An 18415-nucleotide genomic window follows, 5' to 3' on the forward strand; every position below is an offset into this window, starting at 1 on the left:
AAGCTTTCCAATCAAGGAATTGTCAGCACAGAGGATACTAAACGAACTAATAAGCATCCTTTGTTGAACGAAGAGATGAACTCGATTCATACTCTGGGAAAATTTGTTGAGCAAGAACAATTGATCCAAGATTATGAGAAATTAATTAAAGAATGGATACAGGATCAGTAATCTTTAAGTGAAACAATAAATAGGACCATGAATTTTCATAAAATTCATGGTCTGTTTTTATGCCAAAAAGCATTTCTATTCAAAATTCAAAAAAATTATTTTCATAACTTGAAACAAACTTATCGTTTGTATAAGGTAATATTTATATCAAGAAATAAATAAGGGAGTAACATATTATTAATGAAAATGAAGAAGGCGAATATTTTATCATGCGTTGCAATTAGTACTGTTGTATTATCAGGGATGGGAATCACAAATGTGAAAGCTAGTGATGATACAGCAATATCAATTCAAAAGGTGGCTGAGAAGTCACTCAATCCAGAAGTTCAAAATGGTGGCAAAGTCAGTGACGACTTTCAAGACGTATCTAAAAACAATTTGGGATACGCTTCTAAATTCCATATCTTTGCTAAAGAAGCAACTTTAAACGCACATACAAATGGAAACCTTGCGGTTGGATCTTTGTTCGGAAATGTTAACTTTGGGACAAACATTACGGATGAAAAATTATTGGATAAAGATATTTCTTATGTTCAAGAAGTAAAAAATATGTCAGAAAGCTCATTCGTTAGTTCCAACGATCACCGTACAAATAAGGTGATTTTTGGAGAAGCAAATGACGTTGAATTGGGCAAAGACAATACTTCTCCACTAGTTAATGAAACCCCAATCAATCACTTGCTTAATAATGAAATTTTCCAAGATAAAGATTCAAACGAGTATTTAGATTTTGACCAAGAATTTATTAATTTGGAAAGCAAATCAGCAGGTTTAGTTTCGGCGAATTCTAAGACAATTACTAATGCTGATTTTTCAGACCAAAACCAACGAGTAATTGATCTTAGTGATTTTGAAGTTGATACGAACAATCAAATCGTGATCAATTTAGATCCCGAAGTTTTGAATGCCAATACACCTTTAACAATTTCAGGATTATCAGCTGACAAAGGTGGCACTTCAATTATTATCAACGTTGACACTAAGGGGCAAAATCCTTATGCAATGAATTCTCAAATTAAATTGAGATTCAATAATGGCGCAGAAAATCCTATCGAACGACCAAATCAAGAAACAGAATATTTTGACGACAACCACTTGCTTTGGAATTTTTATGATAGTACAAACGCTAACAAGCAATTTGATGGTGTGATTGAAATGAATAATACATTCCAAGGAAGTGTATTGGCTCCAGATGCCACAATCAATATTCATCACAATTTAGACGGTAATATCGTAGCTGAACAGGTGAATGTTGTTGGTGGCGAAACTCACAGATGGGACTTGCAAGATAACAACAATATTGTGACTGTGCCAGAAGAGCCAGGCGAACCAGATGAAAACAACGAAGGGAATGAATTAGTTGACCCTGGCTTTACAATTGATCCAACACCAACAAGTCCAGAGCCAGAACCTGATGGAAATGTGGATGACGATGATCAAGAGATTATTATCAACGGTGGTTCAGAGGGAAATTTAGACTTTAATGGTAATAATGAAGAAAAAACATTATCTTCAATAAATAGAGGTAGTGGTTTGGTTCCATTAACTAATACTGCACAATCAAATGATACAAGTTCGGCAAGTGGGTCAAGTAGATTGCCACAAGCTGGTGCTGCTAGTGGTATTTTGATGACAGTTGCTGGTGTGATTATGTTGGGATTAAGTATTGTGTTTAAGAAAGTAAGAATGGATAAGTAAGGGCAACTCTTATATTGATAAATCAATGAAAGCAAATTTCTAAAAAATAGATATGATCGAAGCAAACCCTTAGTTTGGATATCAGCCGAACTAAGGGTTTTTGTTTTGGTTAATTTTGTTGTTTATAAGCTATATTTTTCAGTCATACTCGAGTTACAAATTAAAAAAGAAGTAGACAAAAGGTCTTAAAAAAAAGTAAGGACTCAAACATCGTGATTTCAGAATGATATCAATATTTTTTTTCAATTTTTAAATTAGGTTTAATAGGGATTAACTTTGTCGGTTATATGCCCAAACAGTCAACGGTGCGAAAATCAGGACAATTGCGAGGCCAAAGATTAAAACGGTCCAAGCAGTGTTAGGAAATGTGCCTTTTATTAAAATTTGGCGGATAGCGGTGATGACATAAGTCATGGGATTGAGATTGGCAATGATTTGTAAGACTTTAGGTAAAGTTTTGATAGGGATGAAAGCATTGGATAAGAATGACAATAATAACATGGTCATCAAGGAAATACTTTCAACCATTGTGGCACTTTTTGCTAATAGTCCAACCAAAGCATAGATCCAGGAAATTGCCCAGCCAATGAAGATAGCTAGCAAGATAATGACAATGATCCAACCAAAATTAACATTGGGACGCCACCCCATTAAATAACCAGTTGTTAAAGAGGCAATGGTGGCAATAAAGAGTCTTGAGATATCGGCCAATAATTGTCCTGCTAGAGGAGCAACATGGGCAATCGGCAAGGACTTGAAACGATCAAAAATTCCAGTTTCCATATCTTCTCTGATTTGGGTACCAGATCCGGAAGCAGCAGATAAAATAGTTTGAATTAAGATACCAGGGACGATTGTTGGTAAATAGGCGTGCACTCCTCCGGCGATGGCACCTCCAAAAAGATATCCAAACAGTAAGGTGAACATAACTGGTTGAATGATGACATCCATGAATTGATCGGGATTGTGTAGGGTTTTTAATAAGTTTCGATGAGCCATCGTGATGATATTTTGAATTATATTAATACGAGTTTGTTTGATTTCCATAGTTGTATTTGCTCCTTATTTAATTTTTACCAACAGTCAAGTCCATGAAGACATCATCAAGAGTAGGTTCTTGAATGGTCAAATCAGAAATAATGATTTGGCCTTTCTTTAATTGTGCCAAAACGTTGATTGCCTGGTCCGTATTTTTAAACTTAGTAATGATGGTGTTATCGATTATCTTGGGCTTGGTGCTCAATTCAGATTGAAAGATTTGTATTGCGGCTGTTAAATCAAGACTTCGATCGACTTTTAAAGACAAAGTTGCTTCACCGGTCTCACGTTTTAATTGATCGGGAGTTCCAATTTTGATGAGTTTTCCATGATCGATGACAGCTACTCGGTCGGCCAAATTGTCGGCTTCTTCGAGATATTGGGTGGTTAAAAAGATAGTTGATCCTTGTTTAACTAAGCTTCTAATTGTGTCCCACATTTGTGAACGTGTACGGGGATCGAGGCCAGTGGTCGGTTCGTCTAAAAAAATCAGTGCGGGACGGGTGATCAAACTGATCGCTAAGTCCAGTCTTCGTCTCATACCACCAGAAAAATCCTTGATTGATTTGTCAGCGCTCTTTTCCAGCGAAAATTCTTGGAGTAGTTCTTGAGATCTTGCCAAAGCAGCTTTTTTACTAAGACCATTTAATCTTGAAAATATTAGGAGATTCTCCTTAGCCGAGAGATCTTCGTCTACCGAGGCATATTGTCCAGTCACACCAAAAGTACTCCGAGCAGCTTTGCCATTTTTTTGAATATCATGACCAAAAATAGTGATTTCACCAGAACTTGGTTTCAATAGCGTGGTTAACATTCGTAGAATAGTGGTCTTACCAGCACCATTTGGTCCTAATAGGCCGAAGACTTCGCCTTTCTTAACAGTAAACGAAACATCGTCAACGGCAGTTTGTTGCATAAATTTTTTTGATAAATGATTGACTGTAATTGCATTCTTGGCTTGCATATTTTAATAACCTCTTTTTGAGAAAAATAATCAGGTCTACCTGACGAAATACATTGTAAGGTGTCCCTGATTAAAAAGCAAGAGATTTATTCAGGTAGACCTGAATTAAATCAGATTAGCGAGTATAATATGACATGGAGGAATTGATCAATGGCAGATTTAATTAATCAAGGTAAGACCGCCGGCAAATTAGTCGAGTTTGGGATGTTACAGAATATTGCTGAAGATGATGCTCAGCGCAAAATTGATTATAAAGCTCTCTTTCAAGGCCAAGGGAAAATATTGTTAGCATTATCCGATAATAATAATTTGTCACAAAAAGATTTAGTTGAACGACTTAATATGACACCACAGTCGGTCGCCGAATTTGTTCGTAAACTGGAGAGTCGGGGATTAGTATCACGGAAAAAGTCAACCACTGATAAACGGGTGACAATCGTTAGTTTAACTGAAGCTGGTCGTTTGGAAATAGATAAGAGTATGCAAGTTATTCCCAAGTACTTACGGGCTTTGAGTGACGAAGAGCTGCAACAGTTTAATAATATTTTAGATAAAATAAATGAACAGATGTATCGCGACATAAAAGATGCAGATCCTACCTTGCATAATAAGTATCATCAACTCATGCTGAATCATGTGATGGCTAAAATTCGTGATGATAAAAGAGAACCATAAACATTATTTACTTGGAGTTTTGGATATGAATTGAAAAATGCACTCTCTGTATTGTTTCCAATATAGAGAGTGCATTTTAGTACTAGCTTTATTTGATGTTTTTTAGTTAGATTGTAAAGACACCATTATTAAGTGGTAATTCAACAACAACATTATCAGTTAAAGAAAATTCTTGAACCGACTCAAAAGATTTCTTAAAATCAGTTGCTTCATCATCGCTGAAGAGTTTGATAACTTTTTTCATAATATCGTCTTTTTCCATTGAAGTATTAAACTTGTAAAAATCTAATACTTTTTGAGTAGAGTTCATCGCCACAAAAGTATGGCTACTGTTAGTGCTGGTATACAGATAACAGACATTATCTAGATAGCCAGTTGGCTCCTTCTTATAAAGTTTCAAATTATCTAATCCAATATTCGTTAATTTAACAAACTTAGTTTGCTTATCCATGATCGTGACCTTCATTTTCGTTTGATTTTGAGTGGTTTCTATTAAGTTATTCTGCAGAACTTTGTTCAATGTGTCAAATGTCTCAGGACTAATTGACAGTTTAATTTGAAGATGCTATCTTAAAGCTAATAAAATATGAGGTAGATGCTATATGGACATTGTTCGTTAAGATTTAGAGAATATGAAATAAAAGTAGTTAAATAACTGCTTATTTTGTGTACCCTAATGCTTAGCAAACAATGAAATTGGCGCAATATGCTTTTTTCTATTTGTGATGCAATCGGGTGATTGTGTCATTTTTTTTTGCAAGTTTTAGGAGACACCACTTGTAAAGGAAAAGAAAATTGGAAATTAATTTAAAAAAATATGGTTTAACAGAAGATATTGAAAATATGGCATTAGCTTATCCTCACTTAATTCTCGCAAGGGTGACCGAACAACATCGTTCCCTTTATCGAATAGTTACAAAAAAGGGATTTAGTCAGGCTAAAATTGCTGGTAAGTTGCAATATCAAATAACGAATGTGATGGCTTATCCCGCTGTTGGTGATTGGGTTATGATCGATGAAAATTCAGACGTCGCCATCATTCAACAAGTTTTGACCCGCAAAAGTGTCTTAACTCGGGAAGTTTCGGGAAATAATGACGGTCAAATTATTGCTAGTAATATTGATGTGGTTTTTATCTGTATGTCTTTGAACAATAATTTTAATGTTCATCGCATAGAGCGCTATCTGACGATTAGTTGGGAAAGCGGTGCCTTACCAGTAGTAGTTCTGACAAAATCAGATCTATGTGATGATCTACCAGAAAAATTACATCAGTTGGAAGATGTTTGTTTGGGTGTTGATATCATCATCTGTTCAGCTAAGAATCAAGAAGGTTATAGTGATTTATTAAAATTTACTACTCAAAATAGAACAGTTGCTTTCGTTGGTTCTTCAGGTGTTGGTAAGTCAACTTTGATTAATTGGTTAGCTGGTGAAGACAAACTAGTTACGAATGATATTCGGACATTTGATGATAAGGGACGGCATACCACCACTTTTCGTCAGTTATTATTGTTGCCTCAAGGCGGAGTAGTAATTGATACCCCAGGCATGCGGGAATTACAAGTTCAAGTCGGTGATTTGTCCAAGACGTTTAGCGATATTGAACAATTGGCTGTCCGGTGCAAATTTAGAAATTGTTCTCATCAAACTGAGCCTGGATGTGCGGTCAGACAAGCGATTGCAGAGGGGACTTTGAGCCTAGATCGTCTGGAAAGTTACTTTAAATTGCAGCGAGAAATGTCATATGATGGCATGAATTCCCGCCAATTAGAAAATGATAAAATAAATCGAATGTTTGGCAGTAAACAGCAGATGAAGCAAGTCCGTAAACATATCAAGCACATTAGAAAATAAGCTGCATGAGCAGAAAAAGTCAAATCGGGTTAGTAAAACTTATTTTTAAGACTCATACTTCATTTTCTATTATTATTTGTGATTATTTCAACGTATAATATCAGTACAACAAAACTTATAGAGGTGTCAGAATGTTTATTAATGTTGTTCAAAAAGCACAGTCCTTATTCAAAGATTATCCAATGAAAGAAGATAAGCAAACTGCTTTAGCAAATCCAGTTTTTTCGTGGCATGTGAAGTACTTGACTTATAATCGCAAAAAGGTAGTGATTTTTAGTCATGATGCCAGTACTTTGACGGTTGTCATATTTGATGTCAACGCCAAAAATCGTTCACAAATGAAAGCTAGATTTGAGGAGCAGCTAGCGGAGGTATGTCAAAATATGGGGATTTCACAAGCAACGCTTAATGAATATTTAAAAACTGCCGGAGATTGGCAAATTGGTCCAACTGTCAATCGGAGTCAAGTTGGACATCTGAATGAAGTATCGATGGTAGTAGAACAATATTTGGATGCTAACGAAACGGATGAAGTATTGCTTTCAAATGATTTGACTAGCTCAGTCCGAAATTTGGATTCAGACAATTTTGTTCACTACAGCTCTGTACCGGAGGCGTTAGCGGTAAAGAATCTCGTTTGGCATAAGGCTAAAGTAAATTCTAAAAAAGTTGATAATACACATTTGCAAGATATCTGTAAAAAATTAAAAGAAGCGGCCGTTACAGCGAAAAAGTATTCATCTTCTGATGATTACGAAAAAATTGATCAACAAATTATCACGATAGGAAATTTGAATGATGAACTGATTGCTAGTTTCAGTGATTATCTTAAAGACGATTATTCTAAAAAGACGGTCAAATCGCATCAAAATATGCTGAAGTTATATTTGAATGAATATTTAGCTTATCATCTTAAAACTCTTTTTGACGATGATGCCTCATCAGTGGGTGATTTATACTTTCATGGCAGCAGTATGACCGAGGTAAAGCAAGTACAGCGGAGTATGAATAAGTTATATCAATTTTTAGCGCAGCAGGGATTGATCGATGGTGACTTTGTTAAAGAAATGAAGGAATTAATGAAATCTTCAATTTGGTAAGTTGAAGGAGTTTGGTATTAATTATTTTAAATTTTTGTAGATAATAAAACAGCTCACAATCATTACGACTGTGAGTTGTTTTTTAGGTTCTTTGTTAAATCGTGTTGGCAAGACTTAGACTCCGACTTTTTAACTGTTTTTAATAACTAATCCGGTAATTACATCGGCACAATCTTCACAAGCATCGAGAATTTTTTCAAAACCCGAGTAGAGCTTTTGCCAACGGATCACGTTGATAGGGTCTGTTTCTGTTGAAAAAAGAATACTTAAATTTTGGTTGTGAAGGTCGTCACCTTGAGATTCAATTTTATTAGCGTTTTCGATATTTTGATTCAACATCTTAGAATTTTTAAAATGGGAGAATTCTTTGACGGCTTGTGAAACATCCAGAACGGCAGCACTAATCAACTTCATGAATTGATCGGTATTAGGACGTAATTCTTGAATGTGCAAGTAAGCGAATTCATATGTTAAACCGTCGATCCCATCAATGATGTTATCTAGTTTATCGACTAATTGGACAATATCTTCACGATCGATTGGCGTGATGAAAGAAATATATAACTCATGCATGATTTTTTTAACTTCATCATCGCCATCGCTTTCAATTTTGTGAATCGTCTCGCTTTTTTGTTGCCAAGGCTGAGTATCAAAGTTATTGATGATTTCATCTAGGACCTTGCTAGCTGCCAAGGCATCATCAGCTAAATGTTCCATTGCTTTAAAAAAATCGAATTCTTTTTTTCGTAACATTTTAAATCCTCCTTAAAATATCGCAATAAAAAGTTTTGCCATCAAGTAGGCGATAATTCCACAGCCCGGAAAGGTCAAAATCCAAGCTAGTACCATATCGTAAACTATTTTCCAATCGACAGATGACAAACGTCGAGCAGCTCCAGTACCCATAATGGCGGTAGTTTTTGTGTGAGTGGTAGAAACAGGGATACCAAAGATTGAAGATAGAAATAAGGTTATGGCAGCGCTTAAATCAGCTGAAAAGCCTTGGTACTTTTCCAACTTGACCATATCCATTCCCACTGACTTGATAATTCTCATTCCACCGATCGATGTGCCGATACCCATTGTGACAGAGCAGAGGACCATGACCCAGATAGGAATGCTGAAGCCGTTACCAGTCTTTTCGACTAAATTGTTGTAATAAAGCGTTAACATGAAGACACCCATAAATTTTTGCCCGTCTTGAGCCCCGTGAAGAAAAGCCATTGCCATAGCGCTGACAGCTTGACCGATTGTAAAGATTTTATTTGCTAGTAGACGATTGACACCTTTAAAAATAAAAATAATTAATTTGGTGATCAAATAGCCGCCACCTAGGCCTAAAACAGTTGAAACTACCAAGCCAATGATGACTTTTAACCATTCGTTGGGATTTACCGCATCCAAACCACCTAAGGCCATGGCTGCACCTGTTAAACCAGCAATCAGGGCATGTGATTCACTGGTTGGAATCCCAAACCACCAAGCCATCACCGCCCAACTGACGATAGCAAACAGCGAGGCCGCTAAGGCAATTTGACTCGAGTTGCCAGCACCATCAAAACTGACAATATTGCTGATAGTTTCCGCCACTTGAGCATTGAACAGGGTCATAAAAAGTGCGCCCAAAAAGTTCATGACAACTGCCATGGCAATGGCAACATGTGGCCGTAAAACTCGAGTTGACACAGCAGTAGCAATCGCATTTGTAGCATCTGTCCACCCATTAACGAAGATGACTCCCATTACCAGTACAATTGTAACGATCAGTGCAATAGACATAAGATCACCCACCTTGATTTTATGAATAAAGAATACGCTTTCTTGTGAAAATCATAACATGAACTTTGGTTAAAACCTATATCAAAATTGCGACTAAGAATAACTTATTTTTTTCGGGTTATCAATTATGAGCCAAACGATTGTAAATTGAGGCTAAAGACTTTAAAGGGGCGCCATGAACTACAGAGAATTTTTTGACTTTAATTGATTAAAAATTTTACTAAGTGATGATAATTGCTTATTGAGAAAATTAGGGGAGGCTAGTAAAAAAGCACTCATCAAAATGGATTATTGATGGGTGCTTTTGAAAATATTGTAATTAATGTGGCAATGAATATTTAGTATATGGGGATTAGTAGTTTTTCAAATGTGAACTAGTTTATAAAAAAACAGCCGGTTCAAAAATTTTTTACTTATTATTTGCCTATTGCTCACTGAATTTTTTAGCAATGGCTTCATAAATATTGATGTACTGTAGATAGTCATCTTCAAATAAATATTCATTTACTTGGTGAGCAGTTTCATTTCCTGGTCCTGCAACAATTACATCCAGGTCGTGGTTAGCTTCCACAAATTTGGAGGCATCAGTACCACCAGGAGCTCCAACCGTTAAAATGTTAGTATCAAGAACTTCTTTGTAGCTTTCTTTAACTAATTTTACAAAGTTAGAATTGATGTCAGTTTTGACTGGCCAGTTGCTGCTGAGTAGTTGGAATTCAAGTTTCATTTTGGGATCAGCTTGATTCATTTTATCGATAATACTCTTCAAATCAGCAATTATTTCATCATTACCGTGTTCAGGAATCGTTCTGATCTTGACAGTCATTTCAGCGTAATCAGGGATGGTATTTTCTTGTTCACCAGCATTGAGCACTGTCACAGATGGCTTAGTTGTGCCTAAAATATCATCTTCTGTTTTGACTAATTCTTGGAAGTAAGCACTCTGTTGATTATAGTAGGCAATCAAATTATCCAAGGCATTGATACCGACTTCAGGCATAGAACTGTGTGCGGCTTTACCATGAGAGATAACTTTGTAGGTTACGGAACCTTTGTGAGCACAAAAAGCCGCTATTCGTGATTCCGATTTCTTACCATTAGTCTCAATCATTCCAGTGGCAATCATTTGATCCATCACAAGTTTAGATGAAGCGTTGCTTGGTTCACCAACGATTAGAGCAGATAGGTCATCAGCGTAGCCTTCTTTAGCTAATTTGTCAGCACCGAGTTCGCCTTTTTCCTCACCAACAGTGGCAATAAATTTAATATTGCCTTTAAAATTGTCATCTTCATGAAGTTCAATCATCGCAATGGCTAATCCAGCTAGACCACCTTTCATATCGGTAGTTCCACGGCCAAAAATTTTGCCATCAATGTGTTTGGGATTAAATGGACCATAATTCCATTTACTGTCATCTACAGTTGAAACGACATCTTCGTGTCCAGTAAAGCCAAGTACCTTACCAGAGCCATCACCGATTGAAGCTATTAAATTATAGCGATTGTCAGCATATTGGTTTAATTCGGCTTTAATGCCATTTTTTTCGAATAAATTTTTGAGATAGTTAGCTACAAGTTCTTCGTTTCCATTAACTGTGTTCAACTTTATTAAATCGTCTAAAACACTTAAACGTTGTGCTTTGTCCATTTGTTACCCCTCCAAGATAATGTATAATGTTACTAATAGATGTTTCAGTCTTTATTTTAGTATTAATTTTATAAAATGAATAATAAAAGGGTGCGAAAAATGAAATTATTGATGAAATTAGATTTATGGCTAGGTATTATGCTTCTAGTTGTTGCCCTGCTAGGGTTTATTTTCAAATGGTTGAGTAACGGAAATTTGATTACTACGGCAGTGGCTGGGGGAGTCTTGTTGCTAATTGCAGGAACAGCCGATATCGATAAGCCTAATAAATAGATGTTTCTACAAAAACAAGGACAAAAACTGGAATTATTTTTTTCCTTGTTTTGTATAATTGAGTCTGTGCAAAGAAAAAGAACCATATCGATTAGTATATGATTCTTCAAAAACGGTCTTAAAGACCTCTATTTTGTATTAGTTGACTTTCTTGCGACCATCGGGGGTGTACTTGTTGTTTTGATGTCTACGATATAAGTAATATATCCCACCGATAATTGCCAGAACAAGTGCTAGTGGCAAAATTATATGAATGAAGATTGAGAATAAAAGCAGGGCAATGAAGAAGCCCAAAACGTATTTCCAAATATTGTTCATTTAATTCTCCTTTTTTATTGTGACTTAGATTTTATTCATATTTACTTTTAAAGTCAAGTAAAAGAGTTTTTGGTTGACTTTAGAGCTAAAAGCGTTTAATGTAACAGTTAGTCGCTACCTCTTAGATATACGGAACATAAAGGAGGCGTGAATAATATGAAATATAGAATTCTTTTAGATCTTAAAGATCAATTATTCACTGCAGTTGATGTTAATGATAGCAACCACTTTGGTAACGGTACAACCATTGAAAAAGCTATCGACAATCTAAAAAATAAAGCTGCTTAAAGATATTATTGCCAATGACTTATGTCATTGGTTTTTTTATTATTCGGGATTATCTACGGCAAAATCACCAAAAGTAGCATTAACTGCTTTAGCCAGTGCATGGGGTTCGATCAAAATTGATTGACCGATTTTACCGGCCGAAACAATAATTTTTTCCGAACGTTCAGCCTCACTGTCAAAGAAAATTGGATAATTATGTAGGGAATGGATTCCTACCGGGCTATTAGCTCCATGTTCAAAGCCACTCGTTTTAACAAGATCTTTCAGTGGAACCATGCCGACTTTTTTATTTCCTGACAATTTGGCTAACATCTTGTAGCTCAAGTGTTTGTCTAAGGGTAACATGCCCACAAGAGGGCCAGTCTTATTACCAGTTAAGACAAGTGTTTTATATATTTTGTATCCATCCCGAGTACTTTTATCAGTGACTAACTCTTGAGTGTCACCATCAGATTCTGTTTCAAAAGTCATCGGTACGTAGTCGATTTTTTCCTTATCGAGGATCTTTTCGACTAATGTTTTTTGGATCTTTTTCTTTTTGCTCATAATTATTTCAACCCCTAAATCATCGTTACGTAGTATATAATAACAAAGCTAGTATTTTTTAAAAGGATTGAAGCTTTGGTTGGTAGAAAAATATTTCTTCTTTTCAAACCCATTTTCACTCGATTGTTATATAATTATTAGCGATACAACAGGATAAGGAGCGGTTAGCATGAGTTTTTTCAAGAAAAATCAAGAAGATCCTGCCAAGAATGATTTTAGTAAAATTTCTCAAGAAATTAAGAATAGTCCTAAAAAATTATCTGAGGCTCAAAAATTATTTAAAGATAATGAATCTTTAAGAAAGAAAGTTGTCGGTCGGCCAGGAGAAGATCTCGACGTAAAAGATAAGAAGTAATTGATGTTTTAAGCGAGTGTGCATACAGTTTGAAGGCAAGGTCCTAAAGTTTTTTGGGACTTTGCCTTTTTCTTTGTCTGCAAAATAATTTTTTACGTTTTTTATTAAAAATAAAATAAATAAAATTGAACAAATATATTTATCAAAGTGATAAAAATTGAAAATCAACTTAAATAGTTAAGAAAACGCATTAAATAGCCGTTTGGGCCTCTTTATAAAATTTGATTTTATTTTTTCTTCATATTATATGTCTTTCTCTGTGAAAGTTATTTAAATTATATGTCTTTCTCTGTGAAAGTTATTTAAACATGATCAAAAGAAACCAGCGTACATTTCCAGTAAAAAGCAAAGTATATTTTTTAATTACTCCGATTAAAGATTTTGCCTTTTTTTCCAATCATTAGCCTTCATATCATATTTAACTTATTCTTTGCATAACTTAAAACGTATGCTATAGTGTTGAAAAAGGAAATGGGGTGTATCATTATGGCAACAAAGACAAGCAAATATCGAATTTTAGAGACGAATGTTCTATTAGAAAGATTTGTAACATACAATGAGGTCTTTACAGAGTATTTTAAAACGATGAAAGTGATCGAAAGAGGTGAGGCTCTTCGGTATGAAACTTATTCGCGGTTAGCTGATAATTACATTTCTAATATTCATCGCTTTATGAAACTGTGCATGTCGTATGTCGAAAAATACCATCTTCAAAATAGTCGGATTGCCGAGAAAATGAATAACTATTTTGTGGAATTGATTGCTGCATTGCAATGTTTAGATTTAGAGAATAATTCCTTAAATCATCTGAGTTGGGAGCAAGCTCGGAGTAAAATAGATAGAAGTCGGGATGAATTTGTTAATTCGATTAACTTTTTCGTCAAATAAAGGCGGGAACGTCTTTTTTTTATGGCCATTTTTTAGTAATCTTATTAATAATGGAGGAACGTTTATGCTTTGGAAAAAAATATCAGTTGCGATCCCAAAAGATTTTGACCAAGAAATTATCTCTGACATTTTTATGCGTGTTGGAGCCAACGGGACAGAAATGGTTGACGATGACAAGACCGACGTCAAAACAAAGATCAATTCCTATTTTGATGAAAATAATTACCACGACGAGATTTTGAAAAATTTACAACAGGAAATCAAGCGTCTGCCAGAATTTGGTTTTGATGTGACAGGTGTTGAAATTTCCGTCAGTGAACTTGATGACAGTAGTTGGGAAAACGAATGGAAGCAGTATTACCACCCCGTTAAAATCAGCCGTTATTTGACCGTCGTTCCTAATTGGGTAGACTATCAACCACAACATCCGGATGAACATGTGATTGTAATGGACCCAGGCAAGTCATTTGGGACCGGGACTCATCCGACGACTTATTCATGTATGCAAGCTTTAGAGCTCATTTTGGGCGATGCTCATTCACTTTACGATGTAGGAACTGGTTCGGGTATCCTTTCAATACAAGCTCGGTTATTGGGTGTCAAAGATATCAAAGCGTACGATCTTGACCCTGAAGCTGTTAGAGCAGCTAAAGAGAATATTCAATTGAATCCTGGTTGTGAAGATATTGAAGTTTACCAGAATTCATTGTTAGACGGTGTCAATGGCAAAGTTGATGTGATTGTGGCGAATATGTTAGCCGATGTGATCGAACAATTTATTCTTGATTTAGACAGTCATTTGAATCAGAATGGATTTGTGATTTTGTCAGGTATCATCAATGAAAAAGAAGCAATAATCACTCAGCAAATGGAAGACCAAGGTTTTATCGTCTTGGAAGCTTTCCACTTAAAAGGTTGGTCAACGATGATTTGTAGAAGAAAAGAAGAGTTTGAGGCGGAAGATGGAGCAATACTTCGTTAAAAATAAAATTAAAGACACTAATTATCTAGTAGACGATTTGGAAACATACAAGCATGTGATCAAAGTGTTGCGTCATAAAAAAGGTGATGTCATTAACTTGGTAGATGTTGACCAAAATCTATTCCACGCTACGATTGTGGGAATTGACAATGATCACCAAAGCTTTGAAACGACCACTCAATTGTTGGATAATCCTACAACTGAAATGCCGTTAGATGTGACGGTGGCTTGTTCATTATCAAAAAAAGATAAGATCGAGTGGATCACACAGAAGTCAACTGAATTAGGAGCAAAGCGGATTATTTTCTTTGATTCTAAGTATTCGATCATGAAGTGGAAACCAAATGTCGTTGAAAAAAAGCTTGCCCGTTTGAACGAGATTGCTAAAAATGCGTCGCAACAGTCCAAACGAAGAATTATTCCCGAAGTTATTTATCTGGATAAATTAAGTAATTTATTGCAATATAAGGCTGAGACCAATTTAGTAGCTTATGAAGAATCGGCCAAGAATGGTGAGATTAGTCAATTAGCGCAATCATTGGATGAATTTCCCAAATCGATTGTCTGTACTTTTGGACCAGAAGGTGGTTTTTCAGAAGATGAAATTGCTTTTCTCAATCAAGCGGATTTCTTGTCGGTTGGTCTAGGACCACGGATCATGCGAGCAGAAACAGCCCCCATGTACTTCCTATCAGTGCTATCATATAAGTACGAACTAAATGTAAAATGAGGATCGAATTTTGAAAAATATTTGGAAAAAAGTTGAAAAATCAAAAACAACTTACATTGCATTACTTTCTATTTTATTGGTATTCATCATGCCAATCATCTTTAATCTATTTCATTTAGGAAGAACCAACCGTATTATTTGGCTATTCTTTGTGATTAATATTTTGTTTTCCAGTTTTATCGGTTGGTTTTCACGAAAATATAACTTGTCATTTTATAATTTAGTTATTTTTCCAGTCATTTTTGTGGTCAGTGTTTTTGTTAAGTACGGACGTTACGGCTATTTCTTAGCAGGAATTTATTTAGTTCTAAGTATTTTAATTTATTTCTTATTTGAAAAAGAAAAGTAATTGAAATAATCGCAACTAGCCATCATAATGGTATATAACTTAAAGCACTCAATGAGTGCTTTTTATTGTAAACGGGGTGAATTTCTATGAAAAAGAATAAGGATTATACGCCTGAAGAAGTTTTAGATATCTGTCGTGGTTATATGAACGATGAGCATGTTGAATTTGTCAATAAATCGTATAAGTTTGCGGCCTACGTTCATAAAGATCAAAAGCGTGCAACTGGTGAACCATACATCATTCATCCAACGCAAGTTGCACAAATTTTAGCCTCGTTACACATGGACCCATATACAGTCGCTGCCGGATATTTGCACGATGTCGTTGAAGATACCAAAGTCACTTTGGGAGATGTTCAGGAACTCTTCGGCAAGCAAGTTGCCACAATTGTCGATGGCGTCACTAAGATCAGTAAATACAAGTATCATTCACATCAAGAATTATTAGCTGAAAATCACCGTAAAATGTTACTCGCTACTGCTAAGGATCTGCGGGTGATTATGGTTAAGTTAGCTGATCGCTTGCATAATATGAGAACTTTGAAAGCCTTGCGCCCTGATAAACAAAGACGGATTGCTAATGAAACTTTGGAAATTTACGCTCCTTTGGCAGACCGTTTAGGTATTAGCAAAATCAAATGGGAGCTAGAGGATCTTTCTTTACATTACATTAATCCTCAACAATATTATCGAATCGTCCATTTGATGAATAGTAAACGTGATCAACGGGAAGCTTATATTGCAGAAGCTATCGATTATATTAAGACAAATGTCGATGCACTCGGTATTAAATATGATATTTATGGTCGTCCTAAGCACATTTACTCGATTTATAAAAAAATGCGGGACAAACATAAGCAATTTTCAGAATTATACGATTTGTTAGCAATTCGAATCGTCGTTGATTCGGTGAAAGATTGTTATGCCGTCCTCGGGTCGATCCATTCAAAGTGGAAACCAATTCCCGGACGTTTCAAAGATTATATTGCGGTACCAAAAGCTAACGGTTATCAATCGCTGCATACAACTATTATTGGTCCTGGTGGTCAACCACTTGAAGTCCAGATTAGAACTTTTGAAATGCACCAAGTAGCTGAATATGGTGTTGCCGCTCACTGGGCTTACAAGGAAGGTAATTTCGAGGGTGTTCATTTAGACGATGACGAACAAAAGATCGATGTCTTCCGTGAAATCTTGGAACTTCAAGAAAACTCTGACAATGCCTCTGACTTTATGAAGTCGGTTAAAGGAGAAATCTTCAACGATCGCGTCTATGTCTTTACGCCTGAAGGCGAAGTTATTGAATTGCCTAAAGGTGCGGTCACCTTGGACTTTGCTTATCAAGTGCACACTGAGGTAGGTAATCATTCTATTGGTGCCAAGATCAATGGCAGAATGGTTCCTTTGAACTATCAGTTGAAAAATGGCGATATTGTCGAGATGTTGACTAATTCCAGTTCAGAACCAAGTCGTGACTGGGTAAACGTCGTTTATACTTCCAGAGCTCGCAACAAGATCAAACGATATTTTAGAACGAAAGATCGTGAAGAAAATATCGTTCTTGGTCGAGAAGCAATTGAAAACGAATTGAAGAATCGTTCATTATCAAGTAAGAAGTATTTAGATAAGAAACATTTGGAAATTGCGATGAAGATCTTCAATTATACTGATCCAGACGAGTTGTTCAATGCCGTGGGATACGGTGAATTATCGCCAATTAACGTGGTCCATCGGTTAGTGAGTGAAGACCCTGATCGTAAAAAGGAAGCTGAGAAAAAAGAGCTCGAGGAACAGGTTATTACTGATACCACTGAAAAAGCGGTGCAGCCTCCAGTTGAAAGTGAAAAGCTGAAGAAGGAACGTAATAACGCCAATACCAGCATCTCTGTTCAAGGAATCGATAATTTATTGATTCGCTTAGCCAAATGTTGTAACCCAATTCCTGGGGATGATATTGTCGGCTATATCACTAAAGGACGAGGTTTGACGATTCATCGAGCTGATTGTCCTAATGTCCAAAGTGAGGAAGCAAAGAAGCGGTTCATCGATGTCAGTTGGGATAATGTCACCAAAGAGAAACGTTACACCGCTGAATTGGATATTTATGCCTTTAACCGTAATGGATTGATCAACGAAGTTTTACAAGTAATAAATTCTAATACCAATACACTGAATAATGTGATCGGTCGTCTGGACAAGGAAAAAATGGCGATCATTCACGTCAGCATTGGGGTAAATAATAAGGAACATTTGGATAATATTATTGCTAAGTTGAAGAATATTCCAAATGTCTATGAAATCAAGAGGACGGTAGCTTAATGAAAGTAGTGTTACAACGTGTTTCAAAGGCTAAAGTTACTGTTGATGACAAAGTCCTTGGTCAAATCGATCAGGGCTTTTGTTTATTAGTAGCTTTTGCCGATGAGGATAATGAAGAAACCTTGGAGTATATGGCTCATAAGATTGCCAATATGAGAATCTTTTCCGATGCCGATGATAAAATGAATTTGGCAATCAATCAGGTCAATGGAAAAATCTTGTCCATTTCACAATTTACGCTTTATGCAGATACCAAACATGGAAATCGTCCAAGTTTTACTGGGGCTGGAAATTTCGAAGCCTCTAGTAGAAAGTACGACCACTTCAACGAACTTTTGCGAGGTTATGGTTTAAAAGTTGAAACTGGGGAATTTGGTGCCGATATGCAAGTCTCATTGACCAATGATGGACCAGTAACTATTTTAATGGAGAGATGAT

The 18415-nt window shown here is 35.9% G+C and carries 21 protein-coding genes; 13 read left to right on the top strand and 8 right to left on the bottom strand.

The annotated features are described in order from the left end of the window. Window positions 1-351 precede the first annotated feature (351 nt). Window positions 352-1869, top strand: a complete 1518-nt coding sequence (locus ACYT32_RS07425) for a collagen-binding domain-containing protein (RefSeq protein WP_395265592.1) — start codon at window positions 352-354, stop codon at window positions 1867-1869. A gap of 270 nt (window positions 1870-2139) precedes the next feature. On the opposite strand, the gene ACYT32_RS07430 is transcribed toward ACYT32_RS07425, so the two are convergent. Continuing rightward, window positions 2140-2916 (bottom strand): ABC transporter permease, encoded by a 777-nt coding sequence (locus tag ACYT32_RS07430; RefSeq protein WP_395265591.1) that lies wholly within the window; start codon window positions 2914-2916, stop codon window positions 2140-2142. A 19-nt stretch (window positions 2917-2935) separates the two neighbouring features. Next, the gene (locus tag ACYT32_RS07435; protein WP_395265590.1) at window positions 2936-3871 is read right to left on the bottom strand and encodes an ATP-binding cassette domain-containing protein; all 936 of its coding nucleotides are present in this window, start codon (window positions 3869-3871) and stop codon (window positions 2936-2938) included. Between the two features lie 150 nt (window positions 3872-4021). Between ACYT32_RS07435 and ACYT32_RS07440 the strand changes: the two genes are divergently transcribed. Continuing rightward, window positions 4022-4546 carry a MarR family winged helix-turn-helix transcriptional regulator gene (locus ACYT32_RS07440; protein WP_395265589.1) on the top strand — a complete coding sequence of 175 codons (525 nt, stop codon included), beginning with the start codon at window positions 4022-4024 and terminating at the stop codon, window positions 4544-4546. Window positions 4547-4652: 106 nt separating this feature from the next. On the opposite strand, the gene ACYT32_RS07445 is transcribed toward ACYT32_RS07440, so the two are convergent. After that, complete coding sequence (locus ACYT32_RS07445) at window positions 4653-4997, bottom strand: hypothetical protein (protein WP_395265588.1); 345 nt, start codon at window positions 4995-4997, stop codon at window positions 4653-4655. Between the two features lie 344 nt (window positions 4998-5341). Between ACYT32_RS07445 and rsgA the strand changes: the two genes are divergently transcribed. After that, complete coding sequence (gene rsgA / locus ACYT32_RS07450; protein WP_395265587.1) at window positions 5342-6403, top strand: ribosome small subunit-dependent GTPase A; 1062 nt, start codon at window positions 5342-5344, stop codon at window positions 6401-6403. Window positions 6404-6534: 131 nt separating this feature from the next. Continuing rightward, on the top strand, window positions 6535-7503 hold the full coding sequence (locus tag ACYT32_RS07455; RefSeq protein WP_395265586.1) for a DUF6933 domain-containing protein: 969 nt from the start codon (window positions 6535-6537) through the stop codon (window positions 7501-7503). Window positions 7504-7632: 129 nt separating this feature from the next. On the opposite strand, the gene ACYT32_RS07460 is transcribed toward ACYT32_RS07455, so the two are convergent. From ACYT32_RS07460 to ACYT32_RS07470, 3 genes are all read right to left on the bottom strand, one after another. After that, window positions 7633-8256, bottom strand: a complete 624-nt coding sequence (locus tag ACYT32_RS07460) for a DUF47 domain-containing protein (protein ID WP_395265585.1) — start codon at window positions 8254-8256, stop codon at window positions 7633-7635. Between the two features lie 12 nt (window positions 8257-8268). Further along, a complete protein-coding gene (locus ACYT32_RS07465) occupies window positions 8269-9282 on the bottom strand; it encodes an inorganic phosphate transporter (protein ID WP_395265584.1) in 1014 nt (337 codons plus the stop codon). A gap of 424 nt (window positions 9283-9706) precedes the next feature. Next, complete coding sequence (locus ACYT32_RS07470) at window positions 9707-10930, bottom strand: M20/M25/M40 family metallo-hydrolase (protein WP_395265583.1); 1224 nt, start codon at window positions 10928-10930, stop codon at window positions 9707-9709. Window positions 10931-11029: 99 nt separating this feature from the next. Between ACYT32_RS07470 and ACYT32_RS07475 the strand changes: the two genes are divergently transcribed. Next, a complete protein-coding gene (locus tag ACYT32_RS07475; protein WP_461793388.1) occupies window positions 11030-11203 on the top strand; it encodes a hypothetical protein in 174 nt (57 codons plus the stop codon). A 138-nt stretch (window positions 11204-11341) separates the two neighbouring features. On the opposite strand, the gene ACYT32_RS07480 is transcribed toward ACYT32_RS07475, so the two are convergent. After that, window positions 11342-11521, bottom strand: coding sequence for a hypothetical protein (locus tag ACYT32_RS07480; RefSeq protein ID WP_395265581.1), 180 nt, complete (start codon window positions 11519-11521; stop codon window positions 11342-11344). Between the two features lie 156 nt (window positions 11522-11677). Between ACYT32_RS07480 and ACYT32_RS07485 the strand changes: the two genes are divergently transcribed. After that, window positions 11678-11809: a hypothetical protein gene (locus ACYT32_RS07485; protein ID WP_395265580.1), complete on the top strand. Its 132-nt coding sequence runs from the start codon at window positions 11678-11680 to the stop codon at window positions 11807-11809. Window positions 11810-11848: 39 nt separating this feature from the next. On the opposite strand, the gene ACYT32_RS07490 is transcribed toward ACYT32_RS07485, so the two are convergent. Then, on the bottom strand, window positions 11849-12355 hold the full coding sequence (locus tag ACYT32_RS07490) for an aminoacyl-tRNA deacylase (protein WP_395265579.1): 507 nt from the start codon (window positions 12353-12355) through the stop codon (window positions 11849-11851). A 169-nt stretch (window positions 12356-12524) separates the two neighbouring features. On the opposite strand from ACYT32_RS07490, the gene ACYT32_RS07495 reads away from it, so the two are divergent. From ACYT32_RS07495 to dtd, 7 genes are all read left to right on the top strand, one after another. Further along, window positions 12525-12710: a hypothetical protein gene (locus ACYT32_RS07495; RefSeq protein ID WP_395265578.1), complete on the top strand. Its 186-nt coding sequence runs from the start codon at window positions 12525-12527 to the stop codon at window positions 12708-12710. Between the two features lie 486 nt (window positions 12711-13196). Next, a complete protein-coding gene (locus ACYT32_RS07500) occupies window positions 13197-13598 on the top strand; it encodes a hypothetical protein (protein WP_395265577.1) in 402 nt (133 codons plus the stop codon). 64 nt (window positions 13599-13662) lie between these two features. After that, entirely contained in the window at window positions 13663-14580 is a 918-nt protein-coding gene (gene prmA / locus ACYT32_RS07505) for a 50S ribosomal protein L11 methyltransferase (RefSeq protein ID WP_395265576.1), read from the top strand. Continuing rightward, entirely contained in the window at window positions 14561-15310 is a 750-nt protein-coding gene (locus ACYT32_RS07510) for an RsmE family RNA methyltransferase (protein ID WP_395265575.1), read from the top strand. Before prmA ends, ACYT32_RS07510 begins: the two co-directional genes overlap by 20 nt. A 10-nt stretch (window positions 15311-15320) precedes the next feature. Beyond that, window positions 15321-15659, top strand: coding sequence for a hypothetical protein (locus ACYT32_RS07515; RefSeq protein ID WP_395265574.1), 339 nt, complete (start codon window positions 15321-15323; stop codon window positions 15657-15659). A gap of 86 nt (window positions 15660-15745) precedes the next feature. Continuing rightward, entirely contained in the window at window positions 15746-17977 is a 2232-nt protein-coding gene (locus ACYT32_RS07520) for a RelA/SpoT family protein (protein ID WP_395265573.1), read from the top strand. Beyond that, window positions 17977-18414, top strand: a complete 438-nt coding sequence (gene dtd / locus ACYT32_RS07525; protein WP_395265572.1) for a D-aminoacyl-tRNA deacylase — start codon at window positions 17977-17979, stop codon at window positions 18412-18414. The genes ACYT32_RS07520 and dtd overlap by 1 nt, the downstream gene beginning before the upstream one ends. The last annotated feature ends 1 nt before the right edge of the window (window position 18415 follow it).

This window comes from Companilactobacillus sp. FL22-3, assembly GCF_054881455.1.

Coding starts and splice junctions, on each gene's coding strand:
- ACYT32_RS07425 (WP_395265592.1), top strand. CDS start 352: ATGAAAATGAAGAAGGCGAATATTTTATCATGCGTTGCAATTAGTACT.
- ACYT32_RS07430 (WP_395265591.1), bottom strand. CDS start 2,916: ATGGAAATCAAACAAACTCGTATTAATATAATTCAAAATATCATCACG.
- ACYT32_RS07435 (WP_395265590.1), bottom strand. CDS start 3,871: ATGCAAGCCAAGAATGCAATTACAGTCAATCATTTATCAAAAAAATTT.
- ACYT32_RS07440 (WP_395265589.1), top strand. CDS start 4,022: ATGGCAGATTTAATTAATCAAGGTAAGACCGCCGGCAAATTAGTCGAG.
- ACYT32_RS07445 (WP_395265588.1), bottom strand. CDS start 4,997: ATGGATAAGCAAACTAAGTTTGTTAAATTAACGAATATTGGATTAGAT.
- ACYT32_RS07455 (WP_395265586.1), top strand. CDS start 6,535: ATGTTTATTAATGTTGTTCAAAAAGCACAGTCCTTATTCAAAGATTAT.
- ACYT32_RS07460 (WP_395265585.1), bottom strand. CDS start 8,256: ATGTTACGAAAAAAAGAATTCGATTTTTTTAAAGCAATGGAACATTTA.
- ACYT32_RS07465 (WP_395265584.1), bottom strand. CDS start 9,282: ATGTCTATTGCACTGATCGTTACAATTGTACTGGTAATGGGAGTCATC.
- ACYT32_RS07470 (WP_395265583.1), bottom strand. CDS start 10,930: ATGGACAAAGCACAACGTTTAAGTGTTTTAGACGATTTAATAAAGTTG.
- ACYT32_RS07475 (WP_461793388.1), top strand. CDS start 11,030: ATGAAATTATTGATGAAATTAGATTTATGGCTAGGTATTATGCTTCTA.
- ACYT32_RS07480 (WP_395265581.1), bottom strand. CDS start 11,521: ATGAACAATATTTGGAAATACGTTTTGGGCTTCTTCATTGCCCTGCTT.
- ACYT32_RS07485 (WP_395265580.1), top strand. CDS start 11,678: ATGAAATATAGAATTCTTTTAGATCTTAAAGATCAATTATTCACTGCA.
- ACYT32_RS07490 (WP_395265579.1), bottom strand. CDS start 12,355: ATGAGCAAAAAGAAAAAGATCCAAAAAACATTAGTCGAAAAGATCCTC.
- ACYT32_RS07495 (WP_395265578.1), top strand. CDS start 12,525: ATGAGTTTTTTCAAGAAAAATCAAGAAGATCCTGCCAAGAATGATTTT.
- ACYT32_RS07500 (WP_395265577.1), top strand. CDS start 13,197: ATGGCAACAAAGACAAGCAAATATCGAATTTTAGAGACGAATGTTCTA.
- prmA (WP_395265576.1), top strand. CDS start 13,663: ATGCTTTGGAAAAAAATATCAGTTGCGATCCCAAAAGATTTTGACCAA.
- ACYT32_RS07510 (WP_395265575.1), top strand. CDS start 14,561: ATGGAGCAATACTTCGTTAAAAATAAAATTAAAGACACTAATTATCTA.
- ACYT32_RS07520 (WP_395265573.1), top strand. CDS start 15,746: ATGAAAAAGAATAAGGATTATACGCCTGAAGAAGTTTTAGATATCTGT.
- dtd (WP_395265572.1), top strand. CDS start 17,977: ATGAAAGTAGTGTTACAACGTGTTTCAAAGGCTAAAGTTACTGTTGAT.